The organism is Pseudomonas sp. TH21, from assembly GCF_016651025.1.
Classification (GTDB): Bacteria; Pseudomonadota; Gammaproteobacteria; order Pseudomonadales; family Pseudomonadaceae; genus Aquipseudomonas; species Aquipseudomonas aylmerensis.
In genome coordinates, this window is sequence record NZ_JAEKEQ010000001.1 from 2,188,762 (window position 1) to 2,210,638 (window position 21,877).

16 protein-coding genes are annotated in these 21,877 nt (G+C 62.7%); 9 read left to right on the forward strand and 7 right to left on the reverse strand.

All coding sequences use genetic code 11. From position 1 onward, the window contains the following. Positions 1-201 precede the first annotated feature (201 nt). From JFU04_RS09895 to JFU04_RS09910, 4 genes are all read left to right on the forward strand, one after another. A complete protein-coding gene (locus tag JFU04_RS09895) occupies positions 202-1,326 on the forward strand; it encodes a zinc-dependent alcohol dehydrogenase family protein (protein ID WP_065905613.1) in 1,125 nt (374 codons plus the stop codon). 256 nt (positions 1,327-1,582) lie between these two features. Next, entirely contained in the window at positions 1,583-2,728 is a 1,146-nt protein-coding gene (locus tag JFU04_RS09900) for an efflux RND transporter periplasmic adaptor subunit (protein WP_065905614.1), read from the forward strand. Further along, the gene (locus JFU04_RS09905) at positions 2,725-5,880 is read left to right on the forward strand and encodes an efflux RND transporter permease subunit (protein ID WP_201143958.1); all 3,156 of its coding nucleotides are present in this window, start codon (positions 2,725-2,727) and stop codon (positions 5,878-5,880) included. Before JFU04_RS09900 ends, JFU04_RS09905 begins: the two co-directional genes overlap by 4 nt. After that, positions 5,873-7,255 carry an efflux transporter outer membrane subunit gene (locus JFU04_RS09910; RefSeq protein ID WP_201143959.1) on the forward strand — a complete coding sequence of 461 codons (1,383 nt, stop codon included), beginning with the start codon at positions 5,873-5,875 and terminating at the stop codon, positions 7,253-7,255. The genes JFU04_RS09905 and JFU04_RS09910 overlap by 8 nt, the downstream gene beginning before the upstream one ends. 39 nt (positions 7,256-7,294) lie before the next feature. On the opposite strand, the gene JFU04_RS09915 is transcribed toward JFU04_RS09910, so the two are convergent. From JFU04_RS09915 to JFU04_RS09945, 7 genes are all read right to left on the reverse strand, one after another. Next, positions 7,295-8,602 carry an MFS transporter gene (locus JFU04_RS09915; protein WP_065905617.1) on the reverse strand — a complete coding sequence of 436 codons (1,308 nt, stop codon included), beginning with the start codon at positions 8,600-8,602 and terminating at the stop codon, positions 7,295-7,297. A gap of 62 nt (positions 8,603-8,664) precedes the next feature. Beyond that, positions 8,665-9,645, reverse strand: coding sequence for a transketolase family protein (locus JFU04_RS09920; protein ID WP_201143960.1), 981 nt, complete (start codon positions 9,643-9,645; stop codon positions 8,665-8,667). A gap of 2 nt (positions 9,646-9,647) precedes the next feature. Continuing rightward, on the reverse strand, positions 9,648-10,535 hold the full coding sequence (locus JFU04_RS09925) for a transketolase (RefSeq protein WP_201143961.1): 888 nt from the start codon (positions 10,533-10,535) through the stop codon (positions 9,648-9,650). A 97-nt stretch (positions 10,536-10,632) separates the two neighbouring features. After that, positions 10,633-11,724 carry a glycerol dehydrogenase gene (locus JFU04_RS09930; RefSeq protein ID WP_201143962.1) on the reverse strand — a complete coding sequence of 364 codons (1,092 nt, stop codon included), beginning with the start codon at positions 11,722-11,724 and terminating at the stop codon, positions 10,633-10,635. A 130-nt stretch (positions 11,725-11,854) separates the two neighbouring features. After that, positions 11,855-12,547: an SDR family NAD(P)-dependent oxidoreductase gene (locus tag JFU04_RS09935; protein ID WP_201143963.1), complete on the reverse strand. Its 693-nt coding sequence runs from the start codon at positions 12,545-12,547 to the stop codon at positions 11,855-11,857. Between the two features lie 30 nt (positions 12,548-12,577). Then, positions 12,578-13,378: a shikimate dehydrogenase family protein gene (locus tag JFU04_RS09940; RefSeq protein WP_065905622.1), complete on the reverse strand. Its 801-nt coding sequence runs from the start codon at positions 13,376-13,378 to the stop codon at positions 12,578-12,580. 17 nt (positions 13,379-13,395) lie between these two features. Beyond that, entirely contained in the window at positions 13,396-14,994 is a 1,599-nt protein-coding gene (locus tag JFU04_RS09945; protein ID WP_201143964.1) for a GMC family oxidoreductase, read from the reverse strand. A gap of 222 nt (positions 14,995-15,216) precedes the next feature. Here JFU04_RS09945 and JFU04_RS09950 point away from each other — a divergent pair, with 222 nt between their 5' ends. The 5 genes from JFU04_RS09950 (at position 15,217) to JFU04_RS09970 (ending at position 21,821) form a co-directional block, all read left to right on the forward strand. Next, complete coding sequence (locus tag JFU04_RS09950; RefSeq protein ID WP_065906092.1) at positions 15,217-16,362, forward strand: glycerol dehydrogenase; 1,146 nt, start codon at positions 15,217-15,219, stop codon at positions 16,360-16,362. A gap of 43 nt (positions 16,363-16,405) precedes the next feature. Continuing rightward, positions 16,406-17,578 carry an iron-containing alcohol dehydrogenase gene (locus JFU04_RS09955; protein WP_201143965.1) on the forward strand — a complete coding sequence of 391 codons (1,173 nt, stop codon included), beginning with the start codon at positions 16,406-16,408 and terminating at the stop codon, positions 17,576-17,578. Between the two features lie 124 nt (positions 17,579-17,702). Continuing rightward, positions 17,703-18,980 (forward strand): carbohydrate porin, encoded by a 1,278-nt coding sequence (locus JFU04_RS09960; RefSeq protein WP_201143966.1) that lies wholly within the window; start codon positions 17,703-17,705, stop codon positions 18,978-18,980. Between the two features lie 30 nt (positions 18,981-19,010). Then, positions 19,011-20,516: an aldehyde dehydrogenase gene (locus JFU04_RS09965; RefSeq protein ID WP_065905625.1), complete on the forward strand. Its 1,506-nt coding sequence runs from the start codon at positions 19,011-19,013 to the stop codon at positions 20,514-20,516. A gap of 69 nt (positions 20,517-20,585) precedes the next feature. Further along, positions 20,586-21,821, forward strand: a complete 1,236-nt coding sequence (locus JFU04_RS09970; protein WP_107339022.1) for a sugar ABC transporter substrate-binding protein — start codon at positions 20,586-20,588, stop codon at positions 21,819-21,821. Positions 21,822-21,877: the final 56 nt, after the last annotated feature.

Sequence of the window (21,877 nt, forward strand, 5' to 3'; positions counted from 1 at the left end):
GGGTCAGCATAAGCAGTGAGCCGTGGCCGGAGAACGCTGCGCGCGGGCACAAGATTTGAGAACTCAACGCACAGCTGGCGTCCCTGGCGCGTTGCGAATTCAATTCCAAACTGCTGCGCCCGGCGATGCATTTTTGCCAGGGATCGCATGGGGCATAGTGGGGTCCATTGATTATCGATCCCGCTGCGTTGGAGACACCCTATGCAAGTCAGAACTGCTGTCCTCAGACACATGAAGGTTGCCCCGCCCTACGCCCAGAGCAAGCCGATCAGCATCGAGACCATTGAGCTGGCGCCGCCGGGGCCGGGTGAGGTGCTTGTGCGCATCCGGGCTGCCGGCCTGTGCCATTCCGACCTGTCGGTGATCAATGGCGATCGCCCGCGACCGATGCCCATGGCGCTCGGCCATGAGGCGGCCGGGGTGGTTGAAGCCTTGGGCGACGGGGTCAGCGACCTCGAGCCGGGTGATCATGTGGTCATGGTCTTCATGCCCAGTTGCGGCCACTGCCTGCCCTGCGCCGAAGGCCGCCCAGCGCTGTGCGAGCCAGGCGCCAAGGCGAATGCGGCAGGCACCTTGATCAATGGCGCGGTGCGCCTGAGCAGTGCGGCCGGGCAGGTGCATCATCACCTGGGGGTGTCGGCGTTTGCCGAATACGCGGTGGTGTCACGCAACTCGGTGGTCAAGATCGACCGCGACTTGCCTTTCGTCGAGGCCGCGCTGTTCGGCTGTGCGGTGCTGACGGGCGTCGGCGCGGTGGTGAATACCGCGCAGCTGCGCGTGGGCGCCACGGCCGTGGTGATCGGCCTGGGCGGGGTAGGCCTGGCGGCGGTGCTGGGGGCGCGAGCGGCGGGGGCGAGCCAGATCATTGCGGTCGACCTGTCGCCGGCAAAACTCGCGCTGGCCAGGGACGTCGGTGCGACCGCCGTGGTCAATGGCGGCGATGCGGATGCCGTCGAGCAAGTCCGCCAGTTGACTGCCGGCGGGGCCGACTATGTGTTTGAAATGGCCGGCTCCATCCGTGCGCTGGACAATGCCATGCAAATGACTCGGCGCGGCGGCATGACCGTGACCGCCGGCCTGCCGCCACCGGGCTCGGCGCTGCCGGTCAACGTCGTGCAGTTGGTGGGTGAGGAACGCACGCTCAAGGGCAGCTATATCGGCACCTGTGTACCGCTGCGTGATATTCCACGCTTCATTGCGCTGTACCGCGATGGCCGGCTACCGGTGGATCGGCTGCTAAGTGGGCGACTGAAACTGGACGATATCAATGAAGGTTTCGACCGTTTGCACGACGGCAGTGCGGTACGCCAGGTGATTGAGTTTTGACGCGCGGGCTTTAATACCGGTTATTTAAAAAGGTGGCTGAGAGGCCATCTTTTTTTACCTCGGTTATTTGCCTGGGGGTCAATATTGTTTTCGTTTTAACGTGGTTTATCTAAGTCCTTGAGTCACGGAAAATTCCTTTCTATTCAAATAAATGAAAGTGGGTCACGGGTTAACTTGTTGTTCTTGATCCTCTCTTAAAACATTCCATTACGGAGCAACTGACGTGCATTCTTCTATACAGGGGAAGGGGAGCTGTTTGTCCCTGAAAAAGCCCAACTGGGTTAAAAGTGCGGCACTTTCAGGCATCAGCCTGGCCGTGTTCGCGACGTTGAGCGGCTGTGGCGCAGACCACGCGAAACCGGCATCGGTGGCCCCCACGGTAACGGTGAGCAAACCGGTGAAATCGGTGATCACCGACTGGGACAGTTTCACCGGGCGCTTCGAAGCCACCGACTCGGTGGAAGTGCGCTCGCGGGTCAGTGGCTATCTGGAAAAGGTCGCGTTCCAGGACGGTGCCATCGTCAAGAAAGGTGATCTGCTGTTCGTGATCGACTCCCGTTCGTTCCAGGCGGCGGTGGTCCAGGCCCAGGGCAAGTTGGCGCAGGTGCGTTCGCAACTGGCCTTGGCCGAGCAGGAGTTTGCCCGCGCCAAGGTGCTGATCGAGTCCAGGACGATCGCGCGCAGCCTTTACGACCAGCGCTTGCAGGCGCGTCAGGCGGCGCAGGCCGAAGTGTTGAGTGCCGAAGGGGCGTTGAGCAATGCCAGGCTGGACCTGGAGTTCACCCGCATTACTGCGCCCATGAGTGGGCGCATCAGCCGCAAGCTGATCAGCGAGGGCAACCTGGTCAACGGCGGCAACAGCAGCGCGACGTTGTTGACCACCATCGTGTCGATTGACCCGATCGATATCTACTTCGATATCGATGAGCAGAGCTACCTCAAGTACCGGCGCCAGGCGCATACCGGCGGCAACCAGAGCCAGGTGCGGATCGCCTTGCCCGGCGAAAGCGAGCCGAGCATGAGCGGGCGCATGGACTTTATCGATAACCGGCTCGACCCCTCCACCGGCACCCTGCGCCAGCGTGCTCGCGTGAGTAACAAGGACCTGCAGCTGAGCCCGGGGCAATTTGGCCGGGTGCAATTCTCCAGCCAGGCGGCCTACCCGGCGTTGCTGCTGCCGGACACTGCGATCAGTGTCGATGCGACGCGCAAAGTGGTGTACGTGCTCAACCCGCAGGACAAGGTCGAGATTCGTCCGGTGACCCTGGGCAAATTGCATGACGGCCTGCGCGAAATCGCCGCCGGCCTGCAGGAACAGGACCGCGTGATTGTCGACGGCCTGCAGCGCGTGCGCGCCGGTGATACCGCAACCGCCAGTGCGCCGCTGGAGGCACAGCGATGAACCTGGGACGTACCTCTATCGAACAGCCGGTACTGGCCATTGTGCTGTCGATTGTTTTGCTGATTGTCGGCGGCCTGGCCTACCTGGTGTTGCCGACCTCCGAATACCCGGACATCGCCCCGCCTACAGTAGTAGTCACCGCGACCTACCCCGGGGCGTCGGCGCAGACCGTGGCCGAAACCCTGGCAATCCCCATCGAGCAGGAGGTCAACGGCGTTGAAGACATGCTCTACATGTACAGCCAGGCGACGTCCGACGGCAGCCTGAACCTGACCATCACGTTCAAGGGCGGCACCGACGTGGACAAGGCCCAGGTGCTGGTGCAGAACCGAGTGGCGCTGGCCACCCCGCGCTTGCCGGAGCCGGTGCAGCGCAGTGGGGTGACGGTGCGCAAGTCGTCGCCGACGCAACTGTCGACGATTTTCATCTCGTCGCCCAAGGGCACCTACGACCAGTTGTATGTCTCGAACTTCGCGATCCGCAATGTCGCCGACGTGCTCAAGCGCATCGATGGCGTGGGTGACATCAACCCGTTGGGGGCACGCGAATATTCGATGCGCATCTGGCTCGACCCGGAGCGTGTGGCGGCCTTCAACCTGACCCCGGCCGACATCATCGCCGCAGTGCGTGCGCAGAACACCCAGGTAGCCGGCGGCGTGATCGCCCAGCCGCCGGTGGCCTCCCAGGCATTCCAGCCGAACCTGATCTTTGAAGGACGCCTGAAGGAGCCAGCCGACTTCGACAACATCGTGCTCAAGTCGGGGGCCAGCGGGCGCCTGGTGCGGCTCAAGGACGTGGCGCGTACGGAGATCGCCGGGCTGGCCTACGTCAACAACACCTACTACCTGCGCAATCCGGCGATTGGTCTGCAAGTACTGCAGCGTCCTGGGGCGAATGCCCTGGCGACGATGAAAGTGGTCGAGGAGACCATGCAGAAGATCGGCAAGGACTTCCCCGAGGGCATCGAATACAGCATTGGCTACAATCCCACCGCCTTTATCGCCGACAGTATCGGCGAGCTGGGCAAGACCATCTACGAAGCCGTGATTCTGGTGGTGCTGGTGATCATGGTGTTTCTGCAGGGCTGGCGGCCGTCGATCATTCCGATCCTGGCGATTCCAGTGTCGTTGGTCGGCACGTTCGCCGTGATGGCGATGCTCGGTTATTCGATCAACAACCTGACCCTGTTCGGCCTGGTGCTGGCGGTCGGCATCGTGGTGGATAACGCGATCGTGGTGGTGGAGAACGTCGAGCGGCACCTGGCCGATGGCAAGAGCCCGCTGGACGCCACGCTGGTGACCATGCAGGAAATCGGTGGCGCACTGATCGCCATCACGCTGGTGCTGTGTGCGGTGTTTATTCCGACGGCGTTCATTCCCGGCATCTCCGGTGAGTTCTTCCGCCAGTTCGGTATCACCATTGCCGTGGCCACCGCGATCTCGCTGTTCAATTCGGTGACCTTGTCGCCGGCGTTGGCGGCGATGATTCTGCGCCGGCATGCACCTGAAGCAGAGCAGGCAAACATCGGCCTGCTCAAGCGTGCGGCGAATGGGTTCAACCGTGGCTTCCTGAAACTCTCGGCGAGCTATGCCGGCAGCGTGCGCGGGCTGGTGGGGCGGACGCCATTGATGCTGGCGATCTATGCGGTGCTGATCGCCGCCACCGCGTACTTGCTGGTGTCGACGCCCAAAGGGTTCATCCCGATTCAGGATCGCGGTTACCTGGTGGTGATCGTGCAATTGCCTGACGGCGCGTCGCTGGAACGTACCAACGCGATATCCCAGCAGATCGAAGCCATTGCGCTGCAGGTGCCTGGGGTGGATCGAGTGCCGACGTTCTCCGGGTTCTCGATGGTGACTGGTACCAGTTCATCCAACTCCGCCGGCCTGGCCCCGGTGTTTCAGCCCTGGTCCGAGCGCAAGAAGCACGGGCTGACCTCAGACAAGATCGCCGCAGACCTGCGTGAGCGCCTCAAAGTTGTCAGCGGCGCCACGGTGATTGTCGCCACGCCTCCGCCGGTACAGGGGTTGGGCAGTACCGGTGGTTTCTCGATGCGCTTGCAGGACACTGCTGGCCTGGGCACCGAAGCCTTGGCCAAGGCCACCGATGCACTGATCGCGGCTGCCAACGCTACCCAGGGCATGACCGGCGTGTATTCACCGTTCTCCGCCCGCACCCCGCAGGTGTTCGTCGAACTGGACCGTGAACGCGCGGAAATGCTCGGCGTACCGAGCAGCCAGATCAACCAGGCAATCGAGACCTACTTTGGTTCGTCCTACATCAACGACTTCAACCTGGTAGGCCGTACCTATCGCGTCACGGCGCAGGCTGACTTGCCGTACCGCGTAACGCCCGAAGACCTGGCGCGGGTCAAGGTGCGCAACGACGCCGGCCAGATGGTGCCGATTGCCAGTGTGACCCGCCTGCATGAGGCTCTCGGGGTGGAGCGCTTCCCGCGCTACAACCTGTTCCCGACCGCAGAAATCAATGGCGATACGTTGCCGGGACTGGGTTCTGAATTTGGCATCCAGACCATGGAGCGCCTGGCCCGGGAAACGCTGCCGGCCGGCATCAGCTACCAGTGGACTGACCTGAGCTACCAGCAGACCACTGCCGGCAACATGGGGCTGCTGGTGTTCCCGCTGTGCGTGATCTTCGTGTACCTGGTGCTCGCCGCGCAGTACGGCAGCTGGAGCCTGCCGCTGGCGATCCTGTTGATTGTGCCGATGTGCCTGCTGGCCGCGGCCGGGGGTGTGCGCCTGATGGGCCTGGATATCAATATCCTCACCCAGATCGGTTTTATCGTGCTGGTCGGGCTGGCGGCGAAGAACGCGATCCTGATCGTCGAAGTGGCGCGGCAACAAGAGAAGGAAGGGCAGGGCATCGTCGACGCCGTGGTCGAAGCGTGTCGGCTGCGTTTGCGGCCGATCCTGATGACGTCGCTGGCGTTTGTCCTCGGTGTGCTGCCGTTGGTGATGTCCGAGGGCGCAGGTTCGGAAATGCGCCAGGCCGTAGGCGCGGCGGTGTTCTTTGGCATGATCGGCGTGACGTTGTTCGGGCTGCTGTTCACGCCGGTGTTTTATGTCTTGATCCGCCGCCTGGCCGGTGGCGAACGCTCGATCCAACTTCAACAGGGGCTGTCCCATGAATGATCTTCTACGTACGCCGGCCTTGCTGCTCGGCGCAGCACTGCTGAGCGCCTGCGCCTCACCGGTGCAGCCTCCGAGCATTGAGGCGCCGGTCGCGCAATTCGTCAACGCACAAACCCCGCGGCCACTGGGTGTGCCGGCACAATGGTGGACGCTGTATCAGGACCCCTTGCTCAACCGCCTGGTGGCGCGTGCCCTGGCCGAAAACCTTGACCTGCAGATGGCCCTGGCCCGCATTGATGCCGGGCGCGCCCTGCGCAACATCGCTGACGCATCCGGCAGCCCACAGGTGGACCTGGACGCCAGCGCCGCGCGCCAGCGGATCTCGGCCGACCAGGCGGGGTTCAGCGACCCGCTGATCACCGAGCCGAGGTCGGTTGGCCTGGGCGCAGCCTGGGAGATCGACCTGTTTGGCCGTATTCGTGAAGGGGTGAGGGCGGCCGACGCCGATTTCCATGCCACCGAGGAGCAGGCCCAAGGGGTGCGCATTGCACTGATCACCGACGTGGTGCAGGCCTACGCCGAGGCGCGTGGCCTGGAGGAACGGCTGGCTATCGTCAAGCAAAGTGCGGCGAGCCAGGCCGAGACGCTGCAACTGACCGAGCAGTTGTACGCCGCCGGGGGCAGCCCGGAAGCCGACTTGCTGCGCGCCCGTTCGCAGTCTGGTTCCACCGCCGCGCAAGTGCCGGCGCTGCAACTCAGCTGGCAGCGCTCGCTGCATCGGCTGTCGGTGTTGCTCGCCGAGCCTGCCGAGACGCTGTACCAGCAGTTCACGGCGACCCCGGCAACGGTGGCCACGGTCTCGTTGCTTGACGCGGGTACACCGGCCGACGTGTTGCGTCGTCGCCCGGATGTACGTGCCGCTGAAGCGCGCCTGATTGGCGCTTATGCGCGCGTCGGCGTGGCCAAGGCGGACCTGATGCCGCGCCTGAGCCTGTCGGCGGCACTTGGCTCGTTGATCGACGGCGTGAGTGCGGCGAGCCTGGCCAACTCGACATTCTGGCTGGCCGGGGTGAATGCCAGCGTGCCGGTACTCGACGGCGGACGGCGACGCAACGTCGTCGACTTGCGCGATGCCGAGGCGCGGCAGGCGTTGCTGGCGTACCGGCGTACGGTGCTCACCGCGGTGTCGGAGGTGGAGTCGGCCCTGGCGGCGGCGCAGCGCAATGCTGAGCGCCAACAGTTCCTGGCCAGTGCGGCGAGTCAGGCAAGTTCGGCGGCCGAGCAGATTCAGCGCGCCTGGCAGGCCGGGGAAACGCCGTTTCTGGATGTGCTGCAGGCGCAGCGGGTGCAGTTGGCGGCGCAGAACGCGCTGGCCCAGGTCAAGACCGCGCAATGGCAGAACCAGGCTGCGCTGGTCAGCGCACTGGGCGGCTGACGGCAGCGGGGGAGCAGGGCTTGCCTGCTCCCGACGCCTTCAGATTTTGTCGATCGGCACGCCGTGGTTGTTCTTCCACATCAACACCACGGCGCTGGCGATGACCGCGACCACGATCAAATAGATATTGAACATCCAGCCGATATTCTCCGAGTACAGCCAGGTGGTCAGGTACGACGCCGTGCCGCCGAACACCGCCACGCCCAGGGAGATGCATACCCCGAACATGCGTGTGCGATAACGGGTAGGAATCTGTTCGGAAATCGATGCCGGCTTGCAGCCGGTGATAAACCCGACCAACAACAGGCCGGCGGTTTGCGCCACCATCAAGGTCCACGGCTCGCTGGAGATCAAGCCCCACAGCGGGAATAGCGTGGCGGCAATCCCCAGCAGCGAAATCAACGCGGAAATCTTGCGGCCCCACTGGTCCGACAGCCACCCGGAAATGGGCAGGAACACCAGGTAGATCACCTGTGCAATGCAGCTCATGGTGAAGGCGCTGCGCGGGTCCATGCCCTTGACGCTGATGGCGTAGATCGACGCCGAGGTGACCCAGGTGTAGTAGGTCAATGTCGCGCCGGCTTCATACAGGAACAGGCGTACACCGTGCTGGAGGATCTTGCCACGGCTCCACGCCGCTGCCGACGACTCGGCACCGACACTTGGCGAGTGCTCGCTTTCCATCATGTTGCGCCGCAACCACAAGGCAAACACCGCCAGCAGGCCACCGGTGGCGAAGGGCAGGCGCCAGCCCCATTCCTGCATTTCGCTGGTGGACAGCAAGCCGGTAAGCAGTGCCATGTAGAACGTCGCGAGCAACGAGCCGGACCCTACGGCGAGAAACACCGTGCTGGACCACAGCCCACGCCGTTTCGGCGGGGCGATTTCGGCGATATAGGCATACGACGTGGTGGTCTCGCCGCCGTGGGCGAAGCCCTGGATCAAGCGGGCCAGCAACAGCAGTCCGGAGGCCCAGCTGCCAATTGACTCATAGGAGGGAATAAACGCGATCAAGAGGCTGGCGCCGGCCATCAGCAGCATCGTGCTGAGCAGCACCATGCGTCGGCCCAACCGGTCGGCGAGGATGCCGAAGAAGATCCCGCCAATCGGGCGCAGTACAAAACCTGCGGCGAACACCGCCAGGGTACTGAGCAGGGCGGAAGTGGGATTGCTTTTGTCGAAGAGGGCGGCGGCGATATACACCGAGGCCACGGTATAGATGGTCCAGTCGAACCACTCCAGCAAGTTGCCAACGCCAGTGGCGACCAATGATTTTTTGCGCAGGGACGTGCGTGTCTTGCCGTGCCCGATCGCGTGATCGGACAGGGTCTCGGTGATGTTATTCATTATTGGCTCCGAGAAATGGGGTACCGCGTGGGAGCGAGCACGCTCGCTCCCGTGGGCAGGCGTCAGGCGTTGAGGTGGGCCAGGGCGACTTCCTCGATTCCGGCGGCATCGAGTTTGTAGTGCTGGTACAGGTGCGTCGGCGGGGCGATCAGGCTGTATTCGTCGTAGATGCCGTGGCGCTTGAGCTTCACGCCGACACCTTCGTCGGCCAGCACTTCCGCCACGGCGGCGCCCAGGCCACCGAGCACGTTGTGTTCCTCGACGGTCATCATGCGTTTGCTGCGAGCGGCGGCGCGCAGGATCGCGTCACGGTCGATCGGCTTGATCGAGGCCATGTCGATCACACCCACCGAACGACCTTCGGCATTCATCTTGCGGGCTGCTTCCAGGGCGGCGTGCACAGTGATGCCGCAGGCGATGATTGTGAGTTCTTCGCCTTCGATGTGCTCATGGGCCTTGCCGAACTCGAAGACCACATCGGCGTCGTAGACCACCGGATCGCGACCTCGGCCGATACGGAAATACACCGGCTTGTCATAGGTGGCAGACGCCTTGATCGCCGCCGCCAGTTGCGCACCATCGGCCGGCGAGACCACCGCGAGGTCGGCAATCGAGCGCATGGTGGCGATGTCTTCGGTGGCATGGTGCGAGGTGCCGTAGAAGCCCAGGGAAATCCCGGTGTGGTGGCCGATCAGGCGCACCGGCTGTGCCGAGTAGGCCACGTCCATGCGGATTTGCTCGCAGCACAGCAGGCCGAGGAACGAGGCGAAGGTTGCCACGAACGGCATGACTCCGCAGGTGGCCAGGCCGGCGGCGGCGGTGACCATGTTCTGTTCGGAAATACCGAACTGGATGTAGCGCTCGGGGTACTCGCTGGCGAACTTGTTGAGCCCGTTGGAGTACTGCAGGTCAGCGGAGCCAGCCATCACCGGGTAGCCTTCGCGGGCCAGGTCGATCAGCGCGTCGGACAGGAACGACAGGCCCGGGTTCATCGCGTTGAGGCCACGGTACTGCCAAGAATTGGGGGAAAGAGGGGCGTTCATGTTCAGATCTCCATGGCTTCAATTTCAGCGATAGCGCGTTTGGCATCTTCCGGGTCGAGGTAACCGAGGTGCCAGCCGGGCTCGGTCTCCATGTAGGAGACGCCTTTGCCCTTGACGGTCTTGGCGATGATGCAGACGGGTTTGTCGCGGCTCTCATCGGCTTTTACGCGGCGCAGAGTCTCGGTGACTTCGGCGATGTTGTGCCCGTCGATCACGTGCACTTCCCAGCCGAACGCGCGCCATTTTTCATCCAGCGGTTCGACGCCGATGACGTCGTCGACCGAACCGTCGAGCTGGAAGCCGTTGCGGTCGACAATCGCGATCAGGTGCTTGGCCTTGTGATGGGCGGCGCCCATGGCGGCTTCCCAGACCTGGCCTTCCTGCATTTCGCCGTCGCCGAGCATGACGAACACGTCATAGGTTTCGCCGGTGAAACGTTGGGCCAGGCACATGCCCAGGCCGCCGGAAAGGGCGTGGCCGATGGAGCCGGAAGAGAAGTCGATACCGGGTACTTTGCGCATGTCAGGGTGATCGCCCAGAGGGCTGCCCAGGCGGGTGTATTCATCGAGCCACTCCTTGGGGAATACGCCCAGGTCCGCCAGGATCGGGAACTGGCCCACGGCAGCGTGGCCCTTGCCCATCAGGAAGCGGTCGCGGCCCGGCCACTTCGGTTCTTCGGGGCGAATCGTCATCACGTCGTAGTACAGCGCGGCAAACAACTCGGCGGCGGAGAACACCGAGGTGTAGTGGCCGGTCTTGGCGATTTCGATCAGGCGAATGGTTTCCAGGCGAACGAATTTCGCCCGGTCCTTGAGCCGTGCAACGGTCACGGCATCGGGGACAAAATCGCTGGCGCGCCACTGTTCGAGCGTTTTTCGGGGTGCAGACATCTCTACCTCCAATCACAGGCATGAATGTGTTGAAGTCGACTTTCAGGCGCGGGGCTTGAACTTCAACGGGTGGGGTGTGGGTTCAGTTGTGGATGGCTCAGTGGGTCAATCCTTCGAGCGCGCGCATGGCCGCGATCAGGTCTTCACACGTCAGCGGGTTGCCCGAGGCCGTGGCAAAGTTGCGGGCGTGAGGCGCTTTCAAGGTGGGCTCGGCGACCTGCATCAGCACCGCGCGGTCGATAACAGGCACGCCCAGTTCGGACAAGTTGCGGGGCAGGCCGATACGTTGATAGAAACCCAGCATGTCGCCCAGCAGTTCAGCGTCACGGTCTTCGAGTATCAGCTGGACCAGCAAGCCATACGCGACTTGCCAGCCGTGTACCTGTTGTTGTGCGCCAGGGATTTTCGACAGGCCGCGCGTCATCGCATGGGCGATGGACAGGCCGCCGCTCTCAAAGCCCAGGCCGCTCATGAGCAGCACGGCCTCGATCAGATGATCGAAGGCCACCGTCACTTCACCGCTGCCAGCTTGGGCCAGCGCCGGTTCGGCGTATTGACGGATAACGCGGTAGCACTCCTGCGCCAGTACCAACCCGGACAGCGCCGGGCGTGCACCGAACATGTTGACACCGCCAGCGTTGAAGCACTGCTCGGCTTCGAATTTCTTGGTCAGCGCATCGGCGATCCCCGCCAGCAGGAATGCGCGCGGTGCCTGGGCGATCAGCCCGGTGTCTACCAGCACGTAGCGCGGGCTGACTAACAGATGGCCGACTTCGCTGAGTTGGTGATGGGCGTCATAGACCACATAGTTTTTCGACGTGGGCGCATCGTTGGAGGCCACGGTGGGCATGGTCACCAGTGCACGGCCCGAGCTATGGGCGAGGGCCTTGCCGGCGTCGATGCACTTGCCGCCGCCGACCGCCAGGATCAGGTCAAACGCAATGCCTGCAGCGGCAGCGCGCAAACCGGCGATCCCGTCGGCGGTGATTTCGCCGTCGAAGGTGAGGTAGTGCAATGCCACGTCGGCTTCAGCGCAAGTGGCATCGAGCCGCTCGCGAATCAGGCCCAGCACGTAGCTGTCGATGACCACCACGGCAGTGCGCCCGCAGTGCGCCAGGTAGGTACCCGCCTGGGCAAGTACTTCAGTGCCCTGGACGTACCGTCCGGGCGAGCCGAAAACCAGATTCATTCAGCACCTCTCACTGTATTGCTCGTTGTTATTTGAGTCTCGACGGCCAGTCGCCGCAGTCTCGATCTTATAGTGATGCATGATATATCATGTTTTTAGACGGTCAAGCACTCAAATAGCCAGCGTCTACTCAGGCGACGGAATACCCGCCATCGACCGGCAGCGTAGTACCGGTGACATAGCGCGCGTTGTCGGAGACCAGGAACGCAATCACATTCGCCACGTCCTCAGGTGCCCCCCAGCTTTTCATCGGGATGCGGGCCATGATTCCGGCCGAACGGGCCGGGTCTTCGAACGCTCGTCGTGACAGATTGGTAAGGATCCAGCCGGGCGCCACCGCATTCGCGCGCACGCCGTCAGTCGCCCAGGCCACCGCCATGCAGCGGGTCAGCTCGGAGATCGCGGCTTTGCTCGAGGCGTAGGCGGGGGTTTTCGCCGAACCAAAAATCCCCCACATCGAGGCGAAATTCACCACCGCACCGCGTGCGGCTTTCAAGCCGGGCAGGGCGGCATTGGTGATGCGCAGGACGGCGTTGAGGTTGACGTCCATGACCCGACCGAAGCCTTCCAGCTCCCACTCGCGGTTGTGGTCGATGATCCCGGCGGCATTGACGATGGCATCCACGCGTTCGAACGGGGCGAAGAAGCGGTTCACCGCGTCGTCGTCGGTCACGTCGAGTTCCTGATAGTGGATGCCGGAAATGTGTTGCTCGGGCTCGCCCAGCCCGACGGTGAACACTTCATAGCCATCCGCGTGCAGGCGTTGCGCGGTAGCCAGGCCGATACCCGAACCACCGCCGGTGACGATTGCTGTCTTTTTCATGGTCTTTCCTTGGGGAGTAAAAACGGGCGCTCAAACGCCCGCTTGGGAAAACAGAAACTCGGCGAGCAGGTCCACCTGGCCGGTGATCATGTGCGCACCTTTATGGATGATGCAGCCACGCTCGGCCGCTGCGGTGAGCAGGGGCGTGATGTCTGGGTTCATCACCACCTCACCGACAATCGTGCCGGCGGCGAGGGTCTCGACGGGCAGCGGCAGCGGATCTCGAGCATTGAGGCCCAAGGCGGTGCCATTGATCACCACGTCAAAGCCGCTGGCATCCGCAGGGCCGGCATTGACCCTTTTGCCGGGGAACATCAGGCGCAATTCCAGTGCCAGCGCCTCGGCTTTGGCCGGTGTGCGATTGCTGATCACCAGTTCCTGGATATCTTCGGCCAGCAACGCGTGGGCGATGCCGGTGGCCGCGCCGCCGGCGCCCAACAGCAGCACGCGTTTGCGGCCCAGGTCATGGCCCTGTTTTTTCAGGCCGGCGACAAAACCGTCGCCATCGAACATACGTCCGGTGAAGCGTCCGTCCGCCAGGCGCTTGGCGACGTTGCACACTTTCAGCAGCAGGGCAGTGCCTTTGAGTTCATCGCACAAGGTTGCCACCTCCAGCTTGTGCGGCACGGTGACGATCACCCCCGCGAGGTTTTCAATACCGCGCAAACCTTGCCAGGCAGTGGCCAGGTTCGCCGGCGAGACTTCCCATGGCACCAGCACGCCGTCGTAGCCAAGGCGTTCCAGCAACGGGTTGAAGAATTCGGGTGTCCGCAGGTGTTTGGCGGGGTAGGTCAAGTGCACGACGACGCGCGTTTTACCGCTGATAGGCATGGCTGGATTCCTGTGTTCTAGACGTGGGCCGCAAGCAATGCGCTGCGCCCGAGGATCAGGTCGGCGGCTTTTTCGCCGATCATGATGGACGGTGCATTGGTATTGCCGGAGATCAGGTTAGGCATGATCGAGGCGTCCACTACCCGCAGGTTGCGCAGGCCGTGCACGCGCAATTCCGGGTCGACCACGGCCATGGCGTCAGTGCCCATCTTGCAGGTGCCGACCGGGTGGTAGACGGTTTTCGCGCGCTGGTTGATGTAGCTCAGCAGGTCCTCATCGCTGCGCACACTCGAGCCGGGGAATACCTCTTCGTCGGTGTAGGCGCGCATTGCCGGTTGCGCGAGGATTTCCCGCGACAGGTTCAGCCCTTTGATGGCGACACGGCGGTCCTCCGGGTGTGCAAAGTAGCGGGGGTCGATCAGTGGTGGGGTGTCGGCGTGCTTGTCGGCGAGGCGGATTTCGCCTCGGCTCATCGGTCGCAAGACGCAGGTATTGATGGTCGCGCCGGGTTTCTTGATCGCCTCCTGGTCGAGGTCGAAAAACACGATGGGCACAAAATGCATCTGCGCGTTCGGCCGTTCCTGCGGGTGGTCGGTGTTGATGAAGGCACAGGCTTCAGTCACGTTCGAACTCACCGGCCCACTGCCGAACATCAAGTATTGCAGGCCGTTTTTCACGGTGTTGAATGCGTTGTCCTGGCCGTAGTAGCCGTATTTGCCGTGGCAATAGGCGATGCTGCCGACTTCGGCATGGTCCTGCAGGTTCTGGCCGACGCCGGGCAACGTGTGCTGCACGGCAATACCATGACGCTCAAGCTCAGCGGCCGGGCCGATACCGGACAGCATCAGCAGCTTGGGCGACTGGATCGCGCCCGCGCTGAGCACCACTTCCTTGCTGCAGCGAGCCTGCACAATCTGGCCCTTGTGACGGTACTCGACACCGACCGCTTGATTGCCTTCGAGCACCACACGCTGCACGGTGGCGTCGGTGATGACTGTCAGGCGCTCGGATTTTTCGGCGGTGCGCAGGTACGCCACGGCGGCACTGCAACGGCGATTGTTGCGTGCGGTGATCTGGTTGAAGCCGACGCCATTCTGGCGTTCACCGTTGAAGTCGGCGGTAAACGGGATGCCCGCCTGCTGCGCGGCACGCACGAAGCCGCGTGACAATTCACACACCTGCTTGAGGTCCGAAACCCCCAGCGGACCGCCTGTGGCATGAAAGCCGTTATCGAAGCGCTCATTGTCTTCAGCGCGCTTGAAGTAGGGCAGCACTTCGCGAAACGACCAGCCGTTGCAGCCAGTGGCAGCCCAGTCGTCGTAGTCCTCGTGCTGGCCGCGAATGTAGATCAACGCATTCACCGAACTGCCGCCGCCCAATACGCGGCCTTGGGGAAGAATGCGTTTGCGTCCGTCCATGGCCGTCTGTGCCTGTGTCTCATGGCGAGACAGCAGGGGGCTGGAGAGCAATCGGGTAAAACCGGCAGGAATATGAATCAGCGGATGCGTGTCCCGGGGGCCTGCTTCAATCAGCAGGACCGAGGCCCCGGCCTCGATCAAACGACCCGTCAGCGCACAACCCGCAGACCCGCCGCCAATGACAATGTAATCGTGCATGTCGTCTCCGAATAACGTTGTTCTTGTTTTCATGCATCATATATCTTCGATCCCCCCAAGCGTCAATCCCTGTCTTTCACGGCGGTTTTTCATTCGAAAAAGCGGTTGGCAGTAAAAAATTAAATATGATATATCATCGATCCGTCGACGGTATTGCCCCTCGACCACGTCCTCAAAGCAATAACAAAAAGCCTCCTCGATGGGGCCAGGATGAACACTGAGATGACCCAGATATTTGCCGCACCTGGTCGTTATATCCAGGGCTACAAAGAACTCGACCGCCTGGCACTGCACGTCGCCTGGTTCGGTCGCCGCCTCATGGTGATCACCACCCAGGGCCGCCTGGACAGCCTGAAGCCAACCCTGGAAAGCAGCTTCGCCAGCACCCGCACCGCGCTTCACTACGGGATTTTTTCCGGCGAAGTGACCCGCCAGGAAATCCAGCGCTTGGCGGTGTTGATGCAGGGGCTTGAGTGCGACGGTGTGATCGGTATCGGCGGTGGCAAAGTGCTCGATGCTGCCAAGGCGCTCGCCAATCAGGCGCGGGTGCCGTTGTGCATCGTGCCGACGGTGGTTTCCAACGACGCGCCGACCAGTTCGCTGTCGGTGCTGTACACCGAAGCCGGCGCGTTTGACGACGTGCTGTTTTTCCAGCGCAGCCCGGATGTGGTGGTGGTCGACACCTGGATCATCGCCCAGGCCCCGGTGCGCCTGCTGGTAGCCGGCATGGGCGATGCGCTGTCGACGTATTTCGAAGCCCGCACCTGTGTTGAAGGCTACCGCGACAACTTTCTCGGCAATGCCGGCGGCGGCATGAAGGAGGGCGGCGGCGGGGCCAAGGCCACGCTGACCTCGATGGCGATTGCCGAGCTGTGCTACCGCGTCCTGCTTGAAGACGGCGTGCAAGCCAAGCGCGCCGCCGAGCAGCGCTGCGTGACCAAGGCATTCAACCGCGTGGTGGAAGCCAACGCCTTGATGAGCGGCATCGGCTTTGAAAGCAATGGCGTCGCCACCGCCCACGCGGTGTATTGCGGTTTCAGTGAGTTGGGCCTCCGCGCCACGATGTACCACGGTGAGTACGTGGCGTTCGGCACGCTGGTGATGCTGGTACTGGAAGGCAAAACCAGCGGTGAACTGGATGCCGTGTTGCGCTTTTGCCTGAGCATTGGTTTGCCGGTGACCTTCGGCGATCTCGGCCTGGCCGATATCACCGCGCAGGAACTCGATGCTGTGGCCCGCACCGCGGCCGACCCGAACCAGACCAGCAACGTCGAGCCCTTCGCCGTGACTGTCGATGAGATGAGAGCTGCGCTCATTGCCGCCAGCGATCTGGGCGAGTTGTACAAATATGGCGGCGCGCTGCGATAAGGCCGGGCCGGTCACACATTCCAATAAGAACAAAGGTGAACTGATGAACGCATTTCAGGCAAGTCTGCCTCTCACCCTGGACTTCGAGGTCGGCGCCATCCGGCGCATGGGCGACAAAGTCGCGCCGTTCGGCACCAAGGTGTTCCTGATGGTCGACCCGTTTCTCGAAGGCAGCGAGTGGGTCGCGCAGGTTACTGCCAGCTTTATCGAGCGCGGTATCGAATATCTCGAGTTCTACGACATCGTGCCCAACCCCCGTCACACCACGATTGATCGCGCGGTCGATCAAGTGCTTCGCGCAGGCTGCGACGTGGTCGTGGCCATGGGTGGCGGCAGTGCGATCGATTCGGCCAAGGCCGTGGCGTTCGTCGCCGTGCACGGTGGCAATTGCTGGGATTACACCGAGCGCCTCGGCGAAGAGGTACGCCGCCCGCAACGCCGTGGCCTGCCGCTGCTGGTGGTGCCGACCACCTCCGGTACTGGCACCGAAGCCACGCCTTTTGCGGTGATCAACAACCCCGAGCTGGGCCTCAAGTGCGCCATCGTCAACCCGTTCATCTACCCTGACGTCGCGTTGATCGACCCGCAGATCCTGGTGTCGAAACCGCCCAAACTCACCGCGCTGACGGCGGTCGATACCTTCTGTCATGCACTCGAAGCCTATATCAGTATCCATTGCACACCCTGGGTGGAAATGGTGGCCTTGCAAGCCATCCGCCTGTTTGCGGCGAATGCCCAGCGCTGCGTGGAGCACGGCACTGACCTGGAGGCACGCGCCAACATGGCATTTGCCTCGACCCTGGGCGGCATGGCTATTGCCGGTGCCGGGGTGACCGTGTCCCATGCCTTGGGCCAGCCCTTGGGCGCAATGACCGACGCGCCCCATGGTGGCACGGTGGCGGCGAGCACCCCGCATGTCATCCGCTGGACCTTGCCGGTCGCCGCCGAAAAGTTTGCCACCGTGGCCGGGATCCTGTGCCCGGAAACCCTGGGCCTGTCGACCAACGAGCGCGCTGAGCGCCTGCCCGTAATCCTCGAACAGCTCTTCACCACCCTGGGGGTCACCGACACCTTTTGCAGCTACGGTTTGCGCCCTGAGCAAGTCGATGAATTTGCCCACACCGTCTGGACCAGTTTCAACCAGGACCTGGCCTGCCACCCTAAGCCGATCAACAACCAGGAGGAGGTCGCCGCCATCGTGAGGATGTGCTTCTAACCGACGTTTCAGTCACACCGCGTTAACGCTGTTGCTTCACCGACCCGTCAGTTGGGTTGGCGGGATTCTGCATGCTCGAAAAACACTAAAACCAACAATAAAAACAGTTTCGGGAACACTGACAATGACCAATAAAACCATCGTTGCCGCAGGACTTCTAAGTGCGTGTGTAGGCCCTGGCGTGTTTGCCGCCAGTTATTCGCCGGACAACTTTCTGCTTGGCGACTGGAACGGTGAACGCACGCGCCTGCATGAACAGGGAGTGGACTTCCAGCTGACGTACGTCAACGAGCTGGCCTACAACACCCAGGGCGGCGACACGCACAAAGGCACCTACAGCGATCAGCTGATGATCGACAGCAACTTCGACCTGCAAAAGCTGCTCGGTTGGCAGGGCGCGAGTTTTCGCATGACCTTCAGCAACCGCAACGGCGAAAGCCTGACGGCCGAGGCGGGCACTCACACCTTGCTGGCCGCCCAGGAAATCTACGGCTACGGCAGCGTCACGCGGCTGGTGCAGTTCTATTACCAGCAGCAACTGCTCGACGACCGACTGGTGGTCAAGCTCGGCCGCTTGCCCATGAGCGGCGATGTGTTCCCGTTTTCCTGCAAGTTCCAGAACCTGACGTTCTGCGGCACGGTGCCGGGCTACATCACCCCCAACTGGTTTACTTGGCCGGTCAGCCAGTGGGGCGCGGCGGTGGCGGGCAAGTTGACCGATGAGCTGACCGTCAACGCCTCGCTGTATCAGGTCAACCCGCGCTTTACCGAGAACGGCCAGGGCCTGAATTTCGGCAGTCCCTCGGGCACTACCGGCTACCTCGCCGTGGGCGAACTGGCCTGGACGCCGAGGCTCAACGGCCTGCCTGGCACGTACCGCGTGGGCGTCTGGCGCAACACCGGTGATTTCAACGACGTGTACCGCGATCTCGATGGCCAGCCGATCGGCCTGACCGGCAAAGCCCCCGACCAGCACGATTCAGCCCGCGGCTTCTACGCCATGGTCGACCAACGCGTGTACCAGGACCCGGACAACAGTGCCCGCGGCCTCAATCTGTTTGCCAACTTCATTCAGTCGGACCGCGACGTGTCCTACGTGGAAAACGTCTGGCATGCCGGTGCCTTTATCAGCGGTCCGTTTGCCGCACGTCCGCAGGATGAAATCGGCCTGGCGCTGGGCCGCCTGGAAGTGAATGAAAAATCCGCCAGGCGCATCCGCCAGACCAGTGGCTACACCGTGGCGGCACCGCACACCGAATACCCGATGGAGCTGTACTACGGCGTCAGCGTGACCCCGGCCCTGACACTGCGGCCCAACGTGCAATACGTGGTCAACCCCGGCGGATTGAGCGGGGACAAGAGCGTGGTGGTGTTCGGCCTGAAAACCGAAGTCAGCTTCTAACCCCTTGAACCAGACAGGAGATACAACAGCATGAATACACTCGTGGATATCGCTGCGGTCCAGCAGCGTGTCGCCGCCCTGGACCTGCCAGGCCAGGCCTTCATCAATGGCCGCTTTGTCGATGCACTGAGCGGCGAGACCTTCGCCAATATCTCTCCGCGCAACGGCCAGGTGCTCAATCACGTCGCGTCCTGCCAGGCTGAAGACGTCGACGTTGCCGTCCAGGTGGCGCGCCAGGCGTTCGACAGTGGCGTGTGGTCGCAGCGTCCGCCCAAGGAGCGCAAGAAAGTCATGCTGCGCTTCGCCGCGCTGTTCGAGCAGCACATGACTGAGCTGGCCCTGCTCGAAACCCTGGACATGGGCAAGCCGGTCGCGGAAAGCAGTGGTTTTGACGTGCACGCGGTACTCGAATGCCTGCAGTGGTACGCCGAATGCTGTGACAAGGTCTACGACGAAATCGCGCCCTCCGGGCCGGGTGCGCTGGGCATGATCACCCGCGAAGCCATCGGCGTGGTGGCGGCGGTCACGCCCTGGAACTTCCCGATGCTGATGGCCATGTGGAAGGTAGCCCCGGCCCTGGCGATGGGTAATTCGGTGATCCTCAAGCCGGCCGAGCAATCGCCCTTGACCGCGCTGCGCATCGCCGCGCTTGCGGCCGAAGCGGGCATTCCGCCAGGCGTGTTCAACGTGCTGCCGGGTTTCGGCCCTACCGCTGGCCGCGCGCTGGGCCTGCATATGGATGTGGACACGTTGGTTTTCACCGGCTCCGGCGAAGTCGGCAAATTGTTCCTGCAGTACGCGGGGCAATCGAACATGAAGCGGGTCTGGTTGGAGTGCGGCGGCAAGACCCCGAACATCATCCTCAATGACTGCCACGACCTGGAAAAAGCGGCGGCCACCGCCGCGAAATCGATGTTTTTCAACCAGGGTGAAGTCTGCGTAGCGCCTTCGCGGCTGATTGTCGAGGCGGGTATCCGTTCCGAATTCGTCGCCGAGGTCCTGAAGGTCGCGCGCGGTATCAGCGTCGGTGACCCTCTCGATCCGGCCACGCAACTGGGCGCCATGGTCGACAAGGCGCAAATGGACCGCGTGCTCGGCTACATCCGCACCGGTGCAGAGGAGGGCGCGCAGATCATCCTCGGCGGTGAGCGTGCCGGTGGCGCCCTGGCCGACGGGTTCTTCATCCCGCCGACGATCTTCGACAACGTCACCAACGACATGACCATTGCCCGCGAAGAGATCTTCGGGCCGGTCCTGTCGGTGATCACCGCCACGGATCACCTGCACGCGGTGCACATCGCCAATGACTCGCCCTATGGCCTGGCTGCCAGCCTGTGGACCAGCAACCTCAGTCGCGCCCACTCGATGATCCGCGCCCTGCGCGCCGGCAGTGTGTGGGTCAACTGCTTCGACGGCGGCGACATCACCATGCCGTTTGGCGGCTACAAGCAGTCGGGCAACGGTCGCGACCGTTCGCTGCATGCCTTGGACAAGTACTCCGAACTCAAGTCGGCCTGGATCGATTTACAGGCCTGAGCCCACACCACGGCGCTGTCGAGGACGGCGCCGGCATCACCGATCCCATCAGCGCACTGGAGAACAATAATGATGAAGAAGCGTTTGATCACCACCTTCGCCCTGGCGGCCCTTATCGGCAGCCAGGCCTGGGCCGCCGGCAAGCATGAAATCTACAGCTTGATGCCCAATACCGCGCTGTCGGGCGTGATTGACCCCGACATGCCGGATCGCACGGCGATCAACAAGGCATTGCCGTTGAAAAAGAAAGGCGAGCGCCTGCGTATCGGCTGGACCGAGATCACCCTGGGCAATCCCTGGTTCGTGTCGATGCTCGACGACGCGAAAACCATCGCGAAAAAGTACAACTACGATATCGAGCTGCAAGTGGCGGACAGTGACGTCGCCAAACAAAGCGCCCAGGTCGACAACTTCATTACCCTGGGCGTCGACCTGATCGTGATCGATCCCACCGACGTGCTCGGCTCGGTGTCGGATGTGGAACGCGCCGTGGCAGCCGGGATTCCGGTGATTACCGTGGGCACTGCGCCAGATGCCCGGGCTCCGGTAATCACCACCAGCACCGGCAACCCCTACGGCAGCGGTTTCGAGGCGGGCCGCTATGTGATCGCCAAGACCGACCCGGCCAAGGTGATCAACGCCGCCATGGTTATCGGCGTGATGGGCAACTCCACCTCCGAAAGCCGGCTCAACGGCATGATCTCCGGGATTGTCTACGCGCGTTCCGAGGAGCGAAAGCTGGGCCTGTCCAAGGAGGACGCGATGCTCAAGGGCTTCAAGTTGTTCCAGCAGATCAAAGCCAAAGGCAGTTTCAGTTGGCCGGAAGGTGGCTTCAACGTGTTGGCCTGGGGCCGGGGTGACTGGACCGAAGAGGGCGGGCTTGCGGCCACCGAAGACATCCTGGCGTCGCAGGGTGACAAGCTGAACCTGGTGCTGGCGGAAAACGACTTCATTGCCATCGGTGCAATCAACGCCCTGGAAAACGCCGGCAAGAAGGCCCAGGTGACGGTCGCCTCCGGCGCGGGCAACTTCCGTGTGGCGCTGGACTTGATCAAGCAGGGCAAGTTGCTGGTGAGTGCCACCAACAGCGGATCTGAAACCGGCGTGGCCGCGATTGAGCTGATTCACCAGATCCTCGACAAAGGCCTGGATGCCAACAACCTGCCGCTGGCGTCGTATTTCCCGGTCACGCTGATTACCCCGGACAACGTCGACACCTATATCAAGGCTGACAGCCTGCCGCCCTCCACCGACAACGTGCCGCCGTTCCGCTCCATCGAGCAGATCAAGGCGGCCCTCAAGTAACGCCCGCCAAACAGCCCGCGCCAACGGGGGCGGGCTGTCCGGCGACAGTCAATAGA

What these genes read in the sequence shown, in the direction of transcription:
- JFU04_RS09895 (WP_065905613.1), top strand. Translation starts at nt 202, where the DNA reads ATGCAAGTCAGAACTGCTGTCCTCAGACACATGAAGGTTGCCCCGCCC.
- JFU04_RS09905 (WP_201143958.1), top strand. Translation starts at nt 2,725, where the DNA reads ATGAACCTGGGACGTACCTCTATCGAACAGCCGGTACTGGCCATTGTG.
- JFU04_RS09910 (WP_201143959.1), top strand. Translation starts at nt 5,873, where the DNA reads ATGAATGATCTTCTACGTACGCCGGCCTTGCTGCTCGGCGCAGCACTG.
- JFU04_RS09915 (WP_065905617.1), bottom strand. Translation starts at nt 8,602, where the DNA reads ATGAATAACATCACCGAGACCCTGTCCGATCACGCGATCGGGCACGGC.
- JFU04_RS09920 (WP_201143960.1), bottom strand. Translation starts at nt 9,645, where the DNA reads ATGAACGCCCCTCTTTCCCCCAATTCTTGGCAGTACCGTGGCCTCAAC.
- JFU04_RS09925 (WP_201143961.1), bottom strand. Translation starts at nt 10,535, where the DNA reads ATGTCTGCACCCCGAAAAACGCTCGAACAGTGGCGCGCCAGCGATTTT.
- JFU04_RS09930 (WP_201143962.1), bottom strand. Translation starts at nt 11,724, where the DNA reads ATGAATCTGGTTTTCGGCTCGCCCGGACGGTACGTCCAGGGCACTGAA.
- JFU04_RS09935 (WP_201143963.1), bottom strand. Translation starts at nt 12,547, where the DNA reads ATGAAAAAGACAGCAATCGTCACCGGCGGTGGTTCGGGTATCGGCCTG.
- JFU04_RS09940 (WP_065905622.1), bottom strand. Translation starts at nt 13,378, where the DNA reads ATGCCTATCAGCGGTAAAACGCGCGTCGTCGTGCACTTGACCTACCCC.
- JFU04_RS09945 (WP_201143964.1), bottom strand. Translation starts at nt 14,994, where the DNA reads ATGCACGATTACATTGTCATTGGCGGCGGGTCTGCGGGTTGTGCGCTG.
- JFU04_RS09950 (WP_065906092.1), top strand. Translation starts at nt 15,217, where the DNA reads ATGACCCAGATATTTGCCGCACCTGGTCGTTATATCCAGGGCTACAAA.
- JFU04_RS09955 (WP_201143965.1), top strand. Translation starts at nt 16,406, where the DNA reads ATGAACGCATTTCAGGCAAGTCTGCCTCTCACCCTGGACTTCGAGGTC.
- JFU04_RS09960 (WP_201143966.1), top strand. Translation starts at nt 17,703, where the DNA reads ATGACCAATAAAACCATCGTTGCCGCAGGACTTCTAAGTGCGTGTGTA.
- JFU04_RS09965 (WP_065905625.1), top strand. Translation starts at nt 19,011, where the DNA reads ATGAATACACTCGTGGATATCGCTGCGGTCCAGCAGCGTGTCGCCGCC.
- JFU04_RS09970 (WP_107339022.1), top strand. Translation starts at nt 20,586, where the DNA reads ATGATGAAGAAGCGTTTGATCACCACCTTCGCCCTGGCGGCCCTTATC.